The following is a 17,280-nucleotide window of genomic DNA, read 5'->3' as shown; positions in this document are numbered from 1 at the left end:
CCTTCGTGGGGGTCCGTTGCGGTCCAGCCTAGCGTCGTCGCCGGGCCTCAGGCGTGGGTCTGCGACTCCGCGCCGGGGCTGTGGCTGCGGCCGCGGGCGCGCTGTACGCCCCAGACGATCCCGGCGACCGCCGAGCCGACGATGAAGCCGACCACCGCGGAGCAGGCGGTGTCGATCAGCCAGCTCAGCGCGCCGATGTCGGTGAGCCCGGAGAGACGGGCGACGAGCTCGTGCGGGGCGTGCCAGCCGAACTCGGCCACGCCGACGACGAGGATGTGCCCGCCGACCCAGAGCATCGCGAAGGTGCCCACCACGGAGAGCACCGTCATGATCCGCGGCATCGCGTGGACCATGCCGCGGCCGAGCGCGGCGAGCGCGCCGTCGGACCCGCGGTCGAGGTGCGCGCCGACGTCGTCCATCTTGACCAGCAGCGCGACCACGCCGTAGACGCCGCAGGTGACCAGCAGCGCGACGACGACGAGGACGGCCGCGCGCATCCACAGCGGCTCGTCGGCGACCTCGTTGAGCGAGATGACCATGATCTCCGCGGAGAGGATCAGGTCGGTGCGGATGGCGGCCTTGACCACCTCGTCCTCGCTGCGGCCGCCCTCGTCGTGGTGGCTGGCCCCGCCGTGGCCCTTGCCCAGCAGGTACTCCCAGATCTTCTCCGCGCCCTCGAAGGCGAGGTAGGTGCCGCCGCACATGAGGATCGGGGTGAGCGCCCAGGGCGCGATCCAGCTGAGCAGCAGGGCGATGGGCAGGATGATGACGATCTTGTTGACCAGGGAGCCCTTGGTGATCCGCCAGATCATCGGCAGCTCGCGCGCCGGGGAGGCGCCCTGGAGGTAGCCCGGGGTCACCGCGGCGTCGTCGACGACGACGGCCGCCGCGCGGGAACTGGTCTTGCCCGCCGCCGCAGCGACGTCGTCGGCCTGGGCCGCGGCGTTGCGCGCGATGACGGAGATGTCGTCGAGGAGGGCTGCGAGTCCGCCGGCCACGGTGCGACCACCTTTCCGTTTCGGGGTCACCCGCGGCGCGCGGGCGATTACCCCACCACGATATGGCACGCGCGCGGCCGGCGCGCTGTCAGCCGAGTTCGCCGAGGACGTCGTAGAGGTGACGGTGGCGGGCGCGCACCCCGCGGTAGGAGGCCACGGCGGCCGGGTCGGGCGCGATGACCTCGCCCTCGGCCGCGGCGGTGCAGCCGGCGGCGCCGAGCAGCGCGGCGTCGGTACCGCTGACGGCGCGCACGGGGCGGCCGGTGACGTCGGCGAGGATCTCCAGCCAGGGCCGCGAGTGCGAGCCGCCGCCGGTGACCGGCAGCACGGCGTCGGAGTCCAGGCCGGAGTGCGACAGGGCGAGGGCCACGCCCTCGAGCACGGCGGCGTAGAGCTCGGCGGGCCCGTGGTCCTCGTGCACGCCGACCAGCGCGGCGCCGAGCCCGGCGTCGCGCACGGGGAAGCGCTCGCCGTGCAGGCTGGGCAGCGCGAGCACCCCGGTGAACCCGCGCGGGCGCCCGGTCAGCAGCCGGTCGGCGTCCTCCGGCGTGGCGTCGGCGAGGAAGGCGCGGCGCGCCCAGGCGGCGGTTGCGCCCGCGCTGGTGAGCGCGGCGATGCGCAGCTCGGCGTCGCCGGCGGCCAGGCGGTGCACGAGCCCGGGTTGCGTGGTCTGTCGCTTGACGACGCGCGCGTGCCACCCGCTGGTGCCCAGGTAGACGTAGTCGTCGCCCGGCGTGAGTCCGACCACCCCGGCGGTGGTGGCGGCCGCGTCGCCGGGGGCGAGGTCGACGGGGAGGCCGGCGGGCAGGCCCAGGAGCTCGGCCGCGGTGGTGCCGAGGGGGCCGTCGGCGATGGCCGGGAGGGTGGCGGGGTCGACGCCGGCGGCCGCGCAGACCGCCGGTGACCAGGCGCGGGCGTCGAGGTCCATCAGCCCCGTCGTCGAGGCGGTGGTGGAGTCGACCGCTGCCGGGCAGCCCAGCTCGTGGGCCAGGTATCCGGCGGGGGAGAAGAGGACGGTGGCCGCCGCGGCGCGCGGATCGCCGGTCTCGCGCAGGCGGCGCAGGACGGCCGCGGAGCTGGTCGCGTTCTGCTCGTTGCCGGTCACGGCGGCCCAGTCGGGCAGCTCGGCGGCGAGGGCGCGGGCCTGCGGCTCGGCGCGGGTGTCGTCGTAGAGGACGGCGGGGCCCAGCGGCCGGCCGGCGGCGTCGAGGCAGATGACGTCCTGCATCTGGCCGGTCAGCGCCATGCGCTCAGGCGCCGGCCCGGCGGCGAGCACCTCGGTGACCGCCGCGCGGGCGGCGGCGAGCCAGTCGTCCGGGTCCTGCTCGCTGCGCCCGTCGGGAGCCGTGTCGGTGGGGTAGGGGTGCCGGGCGGCGGTGAGCACGCGGCCGTCGACGAGCGCGGCCTTCGCCCCGGAGGTGCCGAGGTCGAGCGCGAGGACGACCACGGCGGCTACCCGAGCAGGCGGTTGTCGATCAGGCGGGTGCCGCCCACGCGGATCGCGCCGAGGGCGAGGGTGCCCTCGGGATCGGCGGTGAAGGTCGCCGGGTCGACGATCTCGAGGTAGTCCAGCTCCACGCCCTCGGCGGCGGCCAGCTCGGCGCGGGCGGTCTCCAGGTCGGTACCGTCCGCGATCGCGGCGAGCGCGCGCGGCAGGGCCAGGGCCCGGGAGCGGGCCTCGGGGGAGAGGTGCTGGTTGCGGCTGGACTCGGCCAGACCGTCGGCGGCGCGCACGATCGGCACCGCGCGGACCTCCGGGCCCAGGTTCAGGTCGGAGACCATGCGGCGGACGATCATCAGCTGCTGGGCGTCCTTCTGGCCGAAGTAGACGCGCGCCGGGCGGACGAGGCTGAGCAGCTTGGTCACCACGGTGGCCACGCCGTCGAAGTGGCCGGGGCGCCAGGCGCCCTCGAGCACCTCGCCCATCCGGCCGGTGCGCACCCACACCTCGGGCACGCCCTGCGGGTACATCGCCTCCGCCTCCGGGGCGAAGACGACGTCGACGCCCTTGTCGGAGAGGAACGCGACGTCCTTGTCGACGTCGTGCGGGTAGTCGCGGTAGTCGTCGCAGTCGCCGAGGTCGGTGAACTGCAGCGGGTTGACGAAGACGCTGACGACGACGTGGTCGTTCTCCTCCGCGGCCTTCGCCACGAGCGAGGCGTGGCCCGAGTGCAGGGCACCCATGGTGGGCACCAGGCCCACGGTGCCGTCGAGTCCGGCGAGCGCGGCGCGCAGCTCCTCGGGGGTGCGGGTGACGACGGGGCTCACTTGTCCCGCTCCTTCGAATCCCCGAAGCTCTCGGCGGCGGCCGGGAAGGTACCGGCCTCCACCTCGTCGGCGTAGGTGCGCGCGGCGGCGAGCAGGTCCTCGCCGAGCTGCGCGAAGCGGCGCACGAAGCGCGGGGCGCGGCCGCGGCCCAGGCCGAAGGCGTCGGTCCAGACCAGGATCTGGCCGTCGCAGCCGGCGCCGGCGCCGATGCCGATGGTCGGGACGGCGACCTCGGCGGTCACCCGGGCGGCGAGCTCGGCGGGCACCATCTCCAGCACCACGGCGCACGCACCCGCCTCGGCGACCGCCGCGGCGTCGGCAAGCAACCGCTCGGCGGCGTCGCCGCGTCCCTGCACGACGTGGCCGCCGAGGGCGTGCTCGGACTGCGGGGTGTAGCCGATGTGGGCGACGACGGGGATGCCGGCGTCGACGATGCGGCGGATGGTCGGGGCCATCTCGACGCCGCCCTCGATCTTGACGGCGGCGACGCCGGCCTCCTTCATCAGGCGCACCGAGGAGGCGACGGCCTGGGCGTCGGACTCCTCGTAGCTGCCGAAGGGCAGGTCGCAGACGACGAACGCGCGCTTCGCGGCGCCGGCGACGGCGCGCGCCATGGTGATCATCTCGTCGAGCGTGATCCCCAGCGTGGAGTCCTGGCCGAGTACGACGTTGGCCGCCGAGTCGCCGACGAGGAGCAGGTCGATGCCCGCCTCGTCGAAGATGGCGGCCGTCAGGGCGTCATAACTGGTCAGGGCAGTGATCTTTGTGCCCTGGGCCTTGGCCTGGGCGAGGTGGCGGGTGCGCACCCGTCGAGCATCAATACCGTGCATGTCACGGGATTATAGGGCGCGCCGCTCGCCGCCGGGCCAGGTAGTACGGGGTTCAGCGGTACCGGGGTCAGTCCAGCTCGGTGAACTTGCGCTCCCAGGAGGAGCGCACCGGGTTGGCGTCGGCGAGCAGCATGTCGAAGCGGTCGCCGGCGATCTCGACGATCTGGCTGAGTGCAACGCGGTGCTCCTGCTCGTCGGAGTTGGCCAGGCGGCGCACGCCGTCGCGCACGACGTCGTCGACGCTGTCGGTGGTGTCCAGGAAGGCGACGAAGGGCATGTGGAAGCGCTCGCGGTACTCGGCGGAGATGCGGCGCAGGCGCTCGGCGTCGACGTCGTCGATGTCGCCCAGGGCCAGCGAACCGCGGTCGCGGGAGATCTGCGCGGCCTCGTCGTCGTCGACGAGCAGCAGCTCGGCCATGTCCGGGTAGTCGTGGATGAGCTCCTCGCGGCGGGCCGGGTCGGCGGAGAGCACGGCGACCTGGACGGCCTCGCGCAGCGTGTCGACGGACTCGAAGGGGCGGGACTCCCAGGTGACCTCGAGCGGCCAGACGCGGTTGTTGAACAGCGGCTTGAAGGCCTCGACGAACTCCTCGCGGCTGAACTCGTTGACCTCCGCGAGCGAGTGGCCGCGGGCGACCTCGCCGCCGGACTGGTTGCCGACGTGGAAGAAGAGGAGGTTGAGCAGGATCGCCGTGATCGCGCCGGTGGACATGCCCGAGGAGAAGAAGGTCTGCGCCCAGGTGGGCAGCACCTCGGCGACGTCCGGGCGGAAGGTGATGAGCATGGCCAGGCCGAGGGCGGTGGTCACGATCACCGAGTTGCGGTTGTCCGACATGTCGGCCTTGCCGATGGTCTGCATGCCGACCCAGGCGACGTTGGCGAAGAGCATCAGCGACGCCGCGCCGAGCACCGGGGCGGGGATGGAGGCGACCACGGCGCCGGCCTTGGGCAGCAGGCCGAGCACGATCATGAAGCCGGCCGCGGCGGCGGCCACCCAGCGCGACTTCACGCCGGTGATGCGGACCAGGCCGACGTTCTGCGCGAAGCAGGTGTACGGGAAGGAGTTGAGCACGCCGCCGAGGGTGGTGGAGATGCCGTCGGCGCGGATGGCGCGGGCGACGTCCTCGCGGCGGGTGCGGCGGCCGACGATCTCGCCGGTGGCGAAGACGTCGCCGGTGGTCTCCACCATCGTGATGATCATGACGATGATCAGCGCCAGGCAGGCCATCAGGTCGAAGCGGGGGACACCGAAGTAGAACGGGGTGGTGATGCCGAAGACGCCCGCGTCGCCGACGGCGTCGAGGTTCGCGTCGCCCAGGACGAGCGCGACGACGGTGCCGGTGACCAGGCCGATGAGGATGGACAGGGTGCCCAGGAAGCCGCGCAGGAAGCGCTGGGCGAGCACGATGATCAGCAGGGTGCCGAAGGCGTAGGCCAGGTCGCGGCCGGCGGGGGTGCCCTCGGCGTAGTTGACGAAGTCGTTGGTCGAGACGGCCAGCAGCGAGGTGCCCATCACCAGCAGCACGGTGCCGGTGACCACGGGCGGGAAGTACTTCAGCAGCCGGGCGAAGACCGGGGTGACCAGGAAGGTGAAGACGCCGGCGACGATGACGGCGCCGTAGATGGTCGGCAGTGCGGCGGTGCCGCCCGCGCCGTCGGTCGCGCCGAGGCCGACCGCGATGATCGGCGCGACGGCCGTGGTGGTCACGCCCTGGACGATGGGCAGGCGCACGCCGACGTGCCGGCCGATGCCCACCGACTGGATGATCGTGGCCAGGCCGCAGGTCAGCAGGTCCGCGTTGATCAGGTGGACGGTGGTGGCCGTGTCCAGCTTCAGCGAGGAGGCGATGAGCAGCGGCACGATGACGGCGCCGGCGTAGAAGGCGAGGACGTGCTGCAGGCCCAGGGCCGCGAGCTTGGGCGGGGCGGGCACCCGGTCGACGGGATGCACTGGGGTGTCGGTCGCGGTGGTCACGGGGGTTTCAGTTCTCCTGGCCTGGGGCGTGGGCGAGGGACGCTCACGGTTGTCTGGCAGTTACCTGGATATTCTGGCCCCGGCGGTGGGCGGGGGCAAAAACCCCGTGACGGGGGTGGCCATGGGGACGCCGCGTAGTAGATGTAGCACGTAACATGCTAACGTGACCGACACCACGTTTCCCGACGAACATGAGGAGCAACGATGGGTATCCTCGCCCTTCTGGTCTTCATCGCGGTCACGGTGGTGCTCAATGTCGGGTTCAAACGCGACATCGCCGAGTCACTGCTCGCCGCTCTGCTGGCCATCTCGTTATTCGGTGGCACCGACGCGCCCCGCCTGCTGTGGGACAGTGTCGTCGAGGCCGCCCAGTCCGAGGTCACCTTCGCCGGTATGGCCTTCGTCTTCATGGGCATCATCGTCCAGTCGACGGGCCTGATCGACCGGCTGATCTCCATCCTCAACTCGATCTTCGGTCGCCTGCGTGGCGGTGCGGCCTACGTCTCGACGCTTGGCTCCGCGATGATCGGCCTGATCGCCGGCAACACCGCGGGCAACGCAGCCACCGTCGGTTCGGTGACCATCCCCTGGATGAAGCAGACCGGCTGGTCCAAGGAGCGCGCGGCGACGCTGCTGGCCGGCAACTCCGGACTGGGCGTCGCACTGCCGCCGAACTCCACGATGTTCATCATCCTCGCCCTGCCCGCCGCGGCCGGGGCGTCCGCTTCGTCGACCTACGTCGCCCTGGCCTGCGCCGGTGGCTGGGCCGTGCTCTACCGCATGCTGCTGGTCTTCGCGTGGACGCGCATGGACAAGGTGCCGGCCACCCCGAAGTCCGACCGCTCCTCCTTCGCCGACGCCATGCGCGCCGGGTGGCGCTCGCCGCTGATCTTCATCGGCATAATCATCCCGGTCGTGCTGACCATCGGCCCGCTGGCGGAGTGGCTCAAGTCCGACGCCCGCATCGGCGGCGACGGCGTGAAGGCCATCTCCATCATCGTGTGGGTGCCGATCCTGATCACCATCATCGCGCTGCTCGAGGGTGCCAACCGGATCCGGCAGAACAACGCACACTTCCGGGTCCAGCTGCTCCGCGACGCCCCGCAGTTCGCCACTGTGGGCATCTCGCTGTTCTCCGCGCTGGCCGCGGCCAAGGTCATGGAGTCGCTCGACGTGGGCCCGCAGCTCTCCGGCTGGTTGGACTCGCTGGATCTGCCGCGCGCGCTCATGGTCGCCCTGGTCTGCGCCCTGGTCATCGTCGTGGCCACCCCGCTGTCCTCGACGGCGACGGCCGCCGCGATCGGCGCTCCCGCCGTGGCCGCGCTGACCGCCGTCGGGGCCGACCCGACGCTGGCGATCATCGTCGTGCTGCTGTGCACCTCCACCGAGGGTGCCTCCCCGCCCGTCGGTGCGCCGATCTACCTCTCGGCGGCCATCGCGGAGGCGAACCCGACGAAGATGTTCGTCCCGCTCATCGTCTACTTCGTGGTCCCGATGCTCCTGCTGGCCTGGATCGCCGGCATGGGCTGGCTGCCGGTCTACATCCCCGGCTGACCGGATGGCCGCTGCGCTCCGGTGCCGCGGCCCCCGGAAGACAGAGACACAGACATAGAAAAACAGAGACAGAGAGAATCTGAGAGGACTGCATCGTGAGCAAGTTGTTTCTCGGCGTGAAGACCCTGTTCTTCTTTTTCCTCGCGGCCTTCCTGCTGCTGGGCGCCGTGATTGTGCTCGGTCAGCTCGTCGGAGTGTTTTTCGGCTCCGGGTCCGTGGTCGTCGGGCTCTCCGAAGGGCTCGGCCCCTGGGCCTTCGCGGCTTCGACCTTGTGCGCGCTGTGCGCCTTCGGCCTGAAGTACCAGCCGGAGCACCGCCGTCTGCGCGGCCCGGGCGACGTCGACCCGGAGGACTAGAACCTCCCGGGAATCAGAGCCCCGCGGCGTAGCGCGACCAGATCTCGGTCGCGCGCGTCGTGTCGTCACCGAGCGCCTGGTGGAGCAGGAGCTTGCCGGTGGTGGTCAGGTGCTCGCGCATCGTCGCCCGTGCGGCCTCCGCGTCACCGTTGCGGATGGCTTCGAGGACAGGGCGGTGCTCGTCGAGGATGTCGGCGAGCGTGCGTGAGGAGCCGGCCGTACTCGAGCCGAGGATGCGGGTGTGGGTGCGCAGCGTCTCAACCAGTGCGCCGCCGCGGTGCGAGCCTCCCATGTCCATGATCAGGGAGTGCAGTTTGCGGTCCTCGGTGAAGAACGCGTCCTCGAGTGCGCCGGACTCATTCGTGTCTCCGGCCTCGTCCACCGCCGCGAGTGCGGACATGCGCGCCACCAGGTCGTCGGCGGCGGCCAGTTGCTCGGGGGTGCGCGAGAGCGCGGCGCGGTAGGCGGCGAAGGGCTCGATGCCCAGGCGTAGCCCGAAGATCTCCGCGACGTCCTCGGGGCGGGTCTCCACCACGCGGAAGCCGCGGTTGCGGGTGAACTTCACCAGCCCGGCCTCCGCGAGGCGGAGCAGCGCGTCGCGGACGGGGGAGCGGGAGACCCCGAGCTCGGCGGAGAGCTGGTAGACGCTGTACCAGGTGTCCGGGGACATCGACCCGTCGACGATCTTGTCGCGGACGGTGTCCATCACCTGTTCGGTCAGGGTGCTCGGCGTCTGCATGGCCCCATTATGCACGGACTATGGACAGTAGCGTGTAACATGTTGCCGGAACGGAGCATCCGAGGCAGGCGCCAGAGGAAGGGATTCATGCCGCACCAGACCACTCCTAAGACCACGCCCGGAGACACCCTGCGGTTCCACCGCGTCGACCCCGCGGTATACGGTGCGGGTTCGCGCACCGGACTCCGCACTGACATGACCACGCGGGTGGCCTACTCCTCAGACGCCGGGCTCTTCCGGCGTATTCCCGCCGCTGTCGCCGAGCCGCACGGCGTCGGGGATCTGCGCGACGTGCTCGCTGTGGCCCGCGAGCGCGGTTGGTCGGTCACCGGCCGCGGCGGCGGCTCCTCGGTCGCGGCCAATGCGATCGGCGAGGGCGTCGTCGTCGACACTTCGGCGCACTTCAACCGCATCCTCGAGCTCGACGCGGAGGCGCGCACCGCCGTCGTCGAGCCCGGCGTGGTCTGCGACGCGCTGCGCCGCGCCGCCGCGCCCCACGGCCTGACCTACGGGCCGGACCCGTCGACCCACTCGCGCTGCACCATCGGCGGCATGGTGGCCAACAACGCCTGCGGCTCCCACTCGGTGGCCTGGGGCACCGCGGCCGACAACCTGATCTCGCTGGAACTGATGCTGGCCGACGGTCGCACCGTCACCGTCGGGCCCGAGGGCTGCTCCGACGAGGAGATCGACGCGAAGCTACGCGCGCTTTACGCCGACAACGCCGAGCTGATCGACACCGAGTTGGGCCGCTTCCCGCGCCAGGTCTCCGGCTACGGGCTGCATCACCTCGCCGAGAATCCCGCCCGTGCGATCGCTGGCTCCGAGGGCACCCTCGGCGTGATCACGAAGATGAAGGTCCGCCTGGTGCCGGTGCCCAAGGTCCGCGCGCTGGCCGTGCTGGCCTTCGAGACCGTCTATGACGCCGCTGCCGCCGCGCCTGTGCTGCGCCAGCCCGGCGTGGCCACCATCGAGGGCATGGGTGGCGACCTGCTGGCCGCCCTGCGCTCCAAGCAGGGCCAGGCCAACGCGGGCAAGAACCTGCCCGGCGAGCGCAAGGGGCTGGCCGCCGGTGGCTGGCTCTACTGCGAGACCGGCGGCGACACCGTCGAGGAGGCCGTCGCAGCGGCCGAGCAGGTCGCCGGCAGCGTGGCCACCATCGACCACGTCGTCGTCAGCGACCCGACCGAGATGCGTGGGCTGTGGCGCATCCGCGAGTCCTCGGCCGGCACCGTCACCCGCCTGCCCGACGGCGGCGAGGCCTGGCCCAACTGGGAGGACTCCGCGGTGCCGCCGGAGAACCTCGCCGACTACCTGCGCGGTCTCTACGCCCTGATGGACCGTTACCACCTGCGCGGCATCCCCTTCGGCCACTTCGGCGAGGGCTGCGTGCACGTGCGCATCGGCTTCGACTTCACGACGCCCGCGGGGGTCGCCGCCTTCCGTGACTTCATGCACGAGGCCGCGCAGCTGGTCTCCTCCTTCGGCGGCTCGCTCTCCGGCGAGCACGGCGACGGCCGCGCCCGCTCCAGCCTGCTGCCGGAGATGTACTCGAAGGAGATGCTCGACCTCTTCGCCGAGTTCAAGGCGATCTTCGACCCCGAGGGCGTGTGCAACCCCGGTGTGCTCGTCGATCCGGACGAGGTCACCGAGGGCCTGCGCATGGACCCCGCCCAGCGCGGCCTGGACATCACCCCGGTGCACCGCTTCACCTCGGACAAGGGTGACTTCCTCTCCGCGATCAACCGGTGCGTCGGTGTGTCCGCCTGCCGCTCCGAGGACGACGCGATGTGCCCCTCCTTCCAGATCACGGGCGACGAGGTCCACTCCACCCGTGGGCGTGCCCGCCTGCTCGCCGAGATGTACCGCGGCGAGGCACTGCCCGACGGCGTGCGCTCCAAGGAGGTCGAGGAGGCCCTCGATCTGTGCCTGTCCTGCAAGGCCTGCGCCTCCGAGTGCCCCGTCAACGTCGACATGGCCACCTACAAGGCCGAGTTCCTCCACCACCACTACCGCCACCGCATCCGGCCCATGGCCCACTACCTGATGGGCTGGCTGCCGGTGCTCGGTGCAGTCGCCCACCGCATCCCCCTGGTGCCGCGCATGGTCGACTGGGCCATGCACGCCCCGGTCGTCTCCAAGCTCATGGCGCGCGCCGGGGGCCTGGACACCACCCGTCCGCTGATCCACTTCGCCCACGAAAACCTGCAACGGTGGCAGCGACGGCGGGCGGACGCGGCGTCGTCAAGCGACGACCGCGAGACGGTGGTGCTGTGGCCGGACTCCTTCAACAACCAACTCGGCACCGCGCCGGCGCAGGCGGCGGTGCGCGTGCTCGAGGCACTCGGCTTCGACGTCATCATCCCCGACGGATTCGTGTGCTGCGGGCTGACCTGGCACTCGACGGGGCAGCTGACCGTGGCCAAGAAGGTCCTCGAGCACAGCGCCGAGGTGCTCGAGCCCTACCTCGATGAGGGGCTGACCGTCGTCGGTGTGGAGCCGTCCTGCACCGTCATGCTCGAGCACGAGTCCACCGAGCTGTCGGCTTCGCCGCAGATCGCGCGGCTGGCGCGGCAGACCCGGTCCTTCGCGCAGACCGTCGCCCCGCGCATCCGCGAGCTCGTCGACGACGGCGCGCTCGACGTCTCCGGGCTACCGGCGGTCAGCGCCCTGACGCAGGTGCACTGCCATGAGCGCTCCCTGGGCGATCCGCAGGAGGCCGCCGACGTGCTCGCTGCGCTCGGCGTCGAGCAGGAGACCATCTCGACCGGCTGCTGCGGGCTGGCCGGCAACTGGGGCTTCGAGAAGGGTCACGGTGAGCTGTCCATGGCCCTCGGCGAGCGTGAGCTCTTCCCGCGGGTGCGGGAGGCCGCCGCGGCGGACACCACCGTCATCGCCGACGGCTTCTCCTGCCGCACCCAGATCGAGCAGGGCACCGGGGTGCGCGCCCGGCACATCGCCGAGGTGCTCCTCGAGATCCTCGGGCAGGCCGGCCTGGCGGGGGAGCGCGGATGACGAATGTTCTGACCGGCTTCGGCGTCGTCCTCGTCGTCATGGCGTTGGGCTGGGTGCTCGCGCGCACCGGGACGCTGGGGCCGCAGGGACAGCGGGCGCTGGCCGCCTTCGTCTACGCGATCGCCACCCCGGCGCTGCTCTTCGACAAGCTCGTCCACACCGACCCCGCCGAGGTCTTCTCCGCCCACCTCGCCGTGGCGGCGATCTCCGCGCTGGCGGTGGGCGCCTGCTTCGGGCTCTTCGCCCGCTGGGTCTTCGGCTTCCGCCGCGACGAGGCCGTCATCGCCGGGCTGGGCTCCTCCTACGCCAACGCCGGCAACCTCGGCGTCCCGCTGGCCGCCTACGTGCTCGGCGACGCCGCCGCGGTGGTGCCCGTGATGCTCTTCCAGATCGCCTTCTACGCCCCGGTCACGCTGACGGCCATCGACCTGATGCACGAGCCCGGCGCGAAGTGGTGGCGCAACGTCGTCGTCGCGTTCAAGAACCCGATGCTGCTGGCCGCGATCGCCGGCATCGTCTTCGCCGCCGGCCGCCTGCCGGTGCCCACCCTGATCGAGGAGCCCGTCGGCATGCTCGCCGGGGCCTCGGTGCCGCTCGCGCTCGTCGTCTTCGGCATGTCGCTCTACGGGCACTGGCCCCGCCCGGGCGCGCCGGTCGTGTGCGCGGCGGTGGCCAAGACCGTCGTCCAGCCCGTGGTCGCGGGCCTGATCGGCGCGCTGGTCTTCGGCATGACCGGGCCGGCGCTCCAGACCGCGGTGCTGCTCGGGGCACTGCCGACCGCGCAGAACGTCTACACCTACGCGCTGCGCTTCCGCGTCGGCGAGGACTTCGCCCGCGACACCGGCGTGGTCTCCACCGTGCTGGCCGTGCCCGTCATCATGGTCGCCGGCGCGCTGCTGGCCTGAGGCGCCGGCGGCCGCCCGGGAATGCCCGGAAACGTGCTCCCGGACCGAAATCTTCTCGCGGGGGTGCCTACCTCTATGCTCTACAAAGTAAATGTGAGCCCGCACGGGCCCGTCGAACGGAAGCTGACACATGCCTCCCACCCCCGAAACTGAACACTCGCGGCAACGAGAGGAGCAGACGGGGCGCGCCCGTGAACGGGCCGCCGCATCCGCCCGCCCGCTGGCCCGGCTGCAGTCCGACCCGGTCGTCTTCCTCGGTGCCGTCGGATTCGTCGTCGCCTTCGTGGCCGTGACCATCATCGCCGGCGACTCCGCCCGCGACGTCTTCGCCGTGGCCTCCGACTGGCTGCTGTCCAACCTGGGCTGGATGTACATCGGCGGCATCTCCGCCGCCTTCATCTTCCTGGTCTGCATCGCGCTCTCGCGCTACGGGCGCGTCAAGCTCGGCGACGACGAGGACGAGCCCGAGCACAGCTTCCCGGTCTGGTTCTCCATGCTCTTCGCCGCCGGCCTCGGCGCGGTGCTGATGTTCTGGGGCGTGGCCGAGCCGCTCAACCACGCCTACAACGTGCCGATGGCCGACGCCGAGTCGATGAGCGAGGACGCCATCCGCGAGGCGTTCGTGTTCACCTACTACCACTTCGCCCTGCACATGTGGGTCATCTTCGTGCTGCCGGGCCTGGCGCTGGGCTACTTCATCTACAAGCGCAAGCTGCCCCCGCGCCTGTCCTCCGTCTTCGCCCCGCTGCTGGGCGGGAGGATCTACGGCCTGCCCGGCAAGCTCATCGACGTGCTCGCCATCGTGGGCACCACCTTCGGCATCGCCGTCTCCGTCGGCCTGGGCACCCTGCAGATCAACTCGGGCATGCACCAGCTGTGGGGCGTGCCGGAGATCTCCTGGATGCAGCTGCTGATCGTCGTGACCATCACCGCGATCGGCTGCGTGTCCGTGGCCACCGGCCTGGAGCGCGGCGTCAAGATCCTCAGCAACATCAACATCGGCGCCGCGATGGCGCTCATGGCCTTCGTGCTGCTGGCCGGGCCGACGCTGACCCTGATCAAGTTCCTCGTCGAGTCCTTCGGCCTCTACGTCACCGGCCTGCCCGAGGTCATGTTCTGGACCGACTCCTTCAACGACAACCCGGGCTGGCAGGGCAAGTGGACGGTCTTCTACTGGGCCTGGACGATCTGCTGGTCCCCCTTCGCCGGCATGTTCATCGCCCGCATCTCCCGCGGGCGCACTGTGCGCGAGTACATCTTCGGCGCGCTGGCCGTGCCCTCGCTGTTCTCCGTGATCTGGTTCGGAATCTTCGGCCGCGCCGGCATCGAGCTGGAGAACAGCGACCCGGGCGTGCTGACCCAGCCGGTCGTCGAGGAGGGCAACGTGCCCGCCGCGCTGTTCAACCTGCTCGACGCCTACCCGCTGACCGGCCTGGTCAGCGCGTTCGCCGTGGCGATCATCGCGATCTTCTTCATCACCTCGATCGACTCGGCGGCGATGGTCAACGACATGATCGCCAGCGGTGCCGAGGACAAGACCCCCACCTGGTACCGGGTGATGTGGGGCGCGCTGATCGGCGCGGTGGCCGCCGCGCTGCTGGTCATCTCCCCGGAGTCCGGCATCGAGGCGCTGCAGGAGGTCGCCATCATCGTGGCCCTGCCGTTCTTCCTGACCAACTTCGTCATGATGTACGCCCTGGTCAAGGGCATGACCGACGACGCCGCGTCGGTGCGCCGCGTGCGCACCCGCCAGTGGGAGGTCACCGACAGCGCCGAGAAGCTCGAGGAGCACGAGGCGCGCCCGGCGCCCGGCTACGACGAGGAGGGCAACGCCCTGGACCGGCCCATCCTCGAGCGCGACGAGGAGGGCCACTACCTCGTCGACGGCGAGGTCTTCTCCGCGGCCGAGGACGAGGACTTCGAGACGGGCGAGAACTACCGCCTCATCGAGCAGTCCCGCCCGCGCTCGGCCGAGGAGTGGGACGACTAGGACCCGGGGCTAGAGCCCCCAGGCCTCGGCGAGGATCTCCATGGCCCGGTCGGTCTTCTCACCGGTGGGCGACTGCAGGGAGATCATAAGCTCGTCGGCCTGGGCCAGTTTGGTGAACTCACCGAGGTAGCGGTGCACCTCCGCGCCGTCGCCGACGGCGGTGAACTGCAGCATAGAGATGATCTGCTGGCCGGACGGCGAGTTGACCAGCGCGTCGAGGTTCTCCTCGCTGATGTGGCGCCCGGCGGGTCCCCGGGTGGCCATGTTGCGCACGCGCTCGCGGGCGACCTGCTCGAAGTCGGCGCGCGCCTCGTCGACGGTGTCGGCGGCGGTGACGTTGACCGCGGCGATGACGTAGGGCTCGGGGTAGCGCTCGGACGGCTGGTAGTTCTGCCGGTAGTAGCTGGTCGCCTGCGTGAGGTGGCGCGGCGCGAAGTGCGAGGCGAAGGAGTAGGGCAGGCCCATCTTCGCCGCCAGCGTCGCGCCGAACATCGAGGAGCCCAGGATGTAGAGCGGCACGTTCGTGCCCGCGCCCGGCATCGCCTGCACGCCGGGGATCAGCGAGTCGCCGGAGAGGTAGGCGGCCAGCTCCGCGACGTCGTCGGGAAAGTGCTCCGCGGCGCGCGGGTCGCGGCGCAGCGCCCGGCCCAGCGTGTTCTGGTCGGTGCCCGGTGCCCGGCCCAGACCCAGGTCGATGCGGCCCGGGTACATCTCGGCGAGCATGCCGAACTGCTCGGCGACGACGTAGGGGGAGTGGTTGGGCAGCATCACGCCGCCGGCGCCGAGGCGGATCCTCTCGGTCTGCGCGCCGACGTGCGCGATGAGCACCGCGGGCGCCGAGGAGCTGATGGTGCTCATGTTGTGGTGCTCGGCGTACCAGATGCGCGAGTAGCCCAGCCGCTCGGCCTCCCGGGCCAGCCGCACCGAGCGGGCGATGGAGTCGCCGGGGCGCTCGCCGTCGTGGATGGTACAGAAGTCGATGAGGGACAGCGGGACGTTCATGGGGACCTTTCGCTCGCGGATTACAGGGGTCTCTGGCCCGTGCAACGCGAAAGCGGCCGGGATTAGTCCCGGCCGCCATCCGATTTCCGACGCCGCGTGCGTGGCGGCGTCGCGCGTCAGTGCGCGTTACTGCGCCGTGACGCCGGCCTGATCGGCCTGCTCCTCTTCCTCCATGGCCTTGACCAGGGCGGACTTTGGCTGCGGGTGGTCGGTGGTGAAGTCGAGGATCACGCCGATGACGAAGGCGACGACCACGGGCAGGACCCAGCCCAGGGTGAGGTCCTGCATCGGGGCCCAGTCGACGACCGGGGAGAACGAGGTGACGCCCAGCTCGATGGCGACGGTGATCGCGGACCAGATCACGGCGACCCACAGGGACAGGCGGAAGGTCCAGTAGAAGGAGGTCTTCCTGCGCACCAGCGGCTCGATCAGGGTGATCAGGATCAGGGTGATCGCCGGCGGGTAGATGAAGGAGACGACCGGGGCGGCGATGGCCAGCACGGTGTCCAGGCCCATGGTGGCCATGCCGAAGGACATCACGGCGAAGAGGACGGCCCAGACCTTGTAGGTCACGCCCGGCAGCAGCAGGGCGAAGAACTCGCTGGTGGCGGCGATCAGGCCGACGGCGGTGGTCATGCAGGCCAGCAGGACGATCAGGCCGAAGATGATCTGGCCGGCCATGCCCATGGTCAGGTTGGACGCGCCGGCGAGCAGTTCGGCGCCGTCGGCGTACTTGTCGCCGTCCGGGATGACGGTGCCGATGAAGCCCAGGCCCAGGTAGATCAGGGCCAGCAGGACGCCGGCGCCGATGCCGCACCAGATGGTGCCGCGCACGCGGGCGGCGCCCTCGGGGATCTTGCTGTAGCGCAGCGCGGAGATGACGACGATGCCGAAGGCCAGGCCGGCGATGGAGTCCATCGTCAGGTAGCCCTGCAGGAGGCCGCCGGCCATCGGGGCGTCGGCGTAGTCCTCGGTGGGCGCGCCCGGGGTGCCGTCGAACCTGGCCACGGCGATGACGATGAGGACGACCAGCAGGATCAGCAGCGCCGGGGTGAGGAACTTGCCCAGCTTGCTGACGATGGAGGTCGGGTTGTAGGCCAGCGCCAGCGCGATGCCGAAGAAGATGAAGTTGAAGATTCCCGAGGCCAGCGTGGAGTCCCAGCCGGTCAGCGGCTGGATGGCGGTGGAGAAGCTCACCGCGCCGGTACGGGGCAGCGCGTAGAACGCGCCGATGGACAGGTAGGCCAGGACCGGGAAGACCAGGCCGAAGAGGTAGCCGCCGCGCGAGGCGAGGTCGCGCATGTTCGCGCCCGAGATCGCGATGGCGATGATCGCGAGCACCGGCAGGGCCACGCCGGCGATGAGGAAGCCGAACATGGCCGGCGCGAAGCTCTCTCCGGCCTGGAGGCCGAGCATCGGCGGGAAGATCAGGTTGCCTGCGCCGAAGTACATCGAGAAGAGCATGAACGACGTCGCGATGAACACGCCGAAGGTCATGCCCTTCGCCGTGCCCTTGAGGGCCGGGGCAGTGTTGCTCATGTGCGGTCCCTGTGCTTTCTATGGGGGTTTTCCTGTCGAATAGGGAACCAGAATACGACGTGACCCGGGCTACAACACAACTTCGGCCACTGATAATTTCTTTCGCACC

Annotated in this window: 13 protein-coding genes; 5 read left to right on the top strand and 8 right to left on the bottom strand. The window is 70.9% G+C overall.

The window, feature by feature from the left end; translation table 11 throughout:
- Positions 1 to 47: 47 nt before the first annotated feature.
- From CFRA_RS08725 to CFRA_RS08705, 5 genes are all read right to left on the bottom strand, one after another.
- Positions 48 to 998 carry a DUF808 domain-containing protein gene (locus CFRA_RS08725; RefSeq protein WP_075664330.1) on the bottom strand — a complete coding sequence of 317 codons (951 nt, stop codon included), beginning with the start codon at positions 996 to 998 and terminating at the stop codon, positions 48 to 50.
- A gap of 88 nt (positions 999 to 1,086) precedes the next feature.
- Positions 1,087 to 2,445, bottom strand: coding sequence for an FGGY family carbohydrate kinase (locus CFRA_RS08720; RefSeq protein ID WP_075664329.1), 1,359 nt, complete (start codon positions 2,443 to 2,445; stop codon positions 1,087 to 1,089).
- Positions 2,446 to 2,450: 5 nt separating this feature from the next.
- A complete protein-coding gene (gene panC / locus CFRA_RS08715) occupies positions 2,451 to 3,266 on the bottom strand; it encodes a pantoate--beta-alanine ligase (RefSeq protein ID WP_075664328.1) in 816 nt (271 codons plus the stop codon).
- Positions 3,263 to 4,096: a 3-methyl-2-oxobutanoate hydroxymethyltransferase gene (gene panB / locus CFRA_RS08710; RefSeq protein ID WP_075664327.1), complete on the bottom strand. Its 834-nt coding sequence runs from the start codon at positions 4,094 to 4,096 to the stop codon at positions 3,263 to 3,265. The genes panC and panB overlap by 4 nt, the downstream gene beginning before the upstream one ends.
- A 67-nt stretch (positions 4,097 to 4,163) precedes the next feature.
- Entirely contained in the window at positions 4,164 to 6,071 is a 1,908-nt protein-coding gene (locus CFRA_RS08705; protein WP_075664326.1) for a solute carrier family 23 protein, read from the bottom strand.
- Positions 6,072 to 6,275: 204 nt separating this feature from the next.
- Between CFRA_RS08705 and CFRA_RS08700 the strand changes: the two genes are divergently transcribed.
- Together CFRA_RS08700 and CFRA_RS08695 are read left to right on the top strand one after the other, a co-directional pair.
- On the top strand, positions 6,276 to 7,625 hold the full coding sequence (locus CFRA_RS08700) for a TRAP transporter large permease subunit (protein WP_075664325.1): 1,350 nt from the start codon (positions 6,276 to 6,278) through the stop codon (positions 7,623 to 7,625).
- Between the two features lie 95 nt (positions 7,626 to 7,720).
- Entirely contained in the window at positions 7,721 to 7,981 is a 261-nt protein-coding gene (locus CFRA_RS08695) for a hypothetical protein (protein ID WP_075664324.1), read from the top strand.
- A 13-nt stretch (positions 7,982 to 7,994) separates the two neighbouring features.
- Here the strand turns inward: CFRA_RS08695 and CFRA_RS08690 are convergent, their stop codons facing one another.
- Positions 7,995 to 8,720 carry a GntR family transcriptional regulator gene (locus tag CFRA_RS08690; protein WP_075664323.1) on the bottom strand — a complete coding sequence of 242 codons (726 nt, stop codon included), beginning with the start codon at positions 8,718 to 8,720 and terminating at the stop codon, positions 7,995 to 7,997.
- Between the two features lie 87 nt (positions 8,721 to 8,807).
- Between CFRA_RS08690 and CFRA_RS08685 the strand changes: the two genes are divergently transcribed.
- From CFRA_RS08685 to CFRA_RS08675, 3 genes are all read left to right on the top strand, one after another.
- Positions 8,808 to 11,735, top strand: a complete 2,928-nt coding sequence (locus tag CFRA_RS08685; protein WP_075664322.1) for an FAD-binding and (Fe-S)-binding domain-containing protein — start codon at positions 8,808 to 8,810, stop codon at positions 11,733 to 11,735.
- Complete coding sequence (locus CFRA_RS08680) at positions 11,732 to 12,640, top strand: AEC family transporter (protein WP_075664321.1); 909 nt, start codon at positions 11,732 to 11,734, stop codon at positions 12,638 to 12,640. The genes CFRA_RS08685 and CFRA_RS08680 overlap by 4 nt, the downstream gene beginning before the upstream one ends.
- Before the next feature lie 130 nt (positions 12,641 to 12,770).
- Entirely contained in the window at positions 12,771 to 14,630 is a 1,860-nt protein-coding gene (locus tag CFRA_RS08675; RefSeq protein ID WP_083666924.1) for a BCCT family transporter, read from the top strand.
- A gap of 9 nt (positions 14,631 to 14,639) precedes the next feature.
- On the opposite strand, the gene CFRA_RS08670 is transcribed toward CFRA_RS08675, so the two are convergent.
- Together CFRA_RS08670 and brnQ are read right to left on the bottom strand one after the other, a co-directional pair.
- Positions 14,640 to 15,632: an LLM class flavin-dependent oxidoreductase gene (locus CFRA_RS08670; protein ID WP_075664320.1), complete on the bottom strand. Its 993-nt coding sequence runs from the start codon at positions 15,630 to 15,632 to the stop codon at positions 14,640 to 14,642.
- Between the two features lie 126 nt (positions 15,633 to 15,758).
- Positions 15,759 to 17,171 (bottom strand): branched-chain amino acid transport system II carrier protein, encoded by a 1,413-nt coding sequence (gene brnQ, locus CFRA_RS08665; RefSeq protein WP_245797544.1) that lies wholly within the window; start codon positions 17,169 to 17,171, stop codon positions 15,759 to 15,761.
- Positions 17,172 to 17,280: the final 109 nt, after the last annotated feature.

This window comes from Corynebacterium frankenforstense DSM 45800 (assembly GCF_001941485.1).
GTDB classification, from domain to species: domain Bacteria; phylum Actinomycetota; class Actinomycetes; order Mycobacteriales; family Mycobacteriaceae; genus Corynebacterium; species Corynebacterium frankenforstense.
This window is presented reverse-complemented; position numbering and strand designations above follow the sequence as displayed.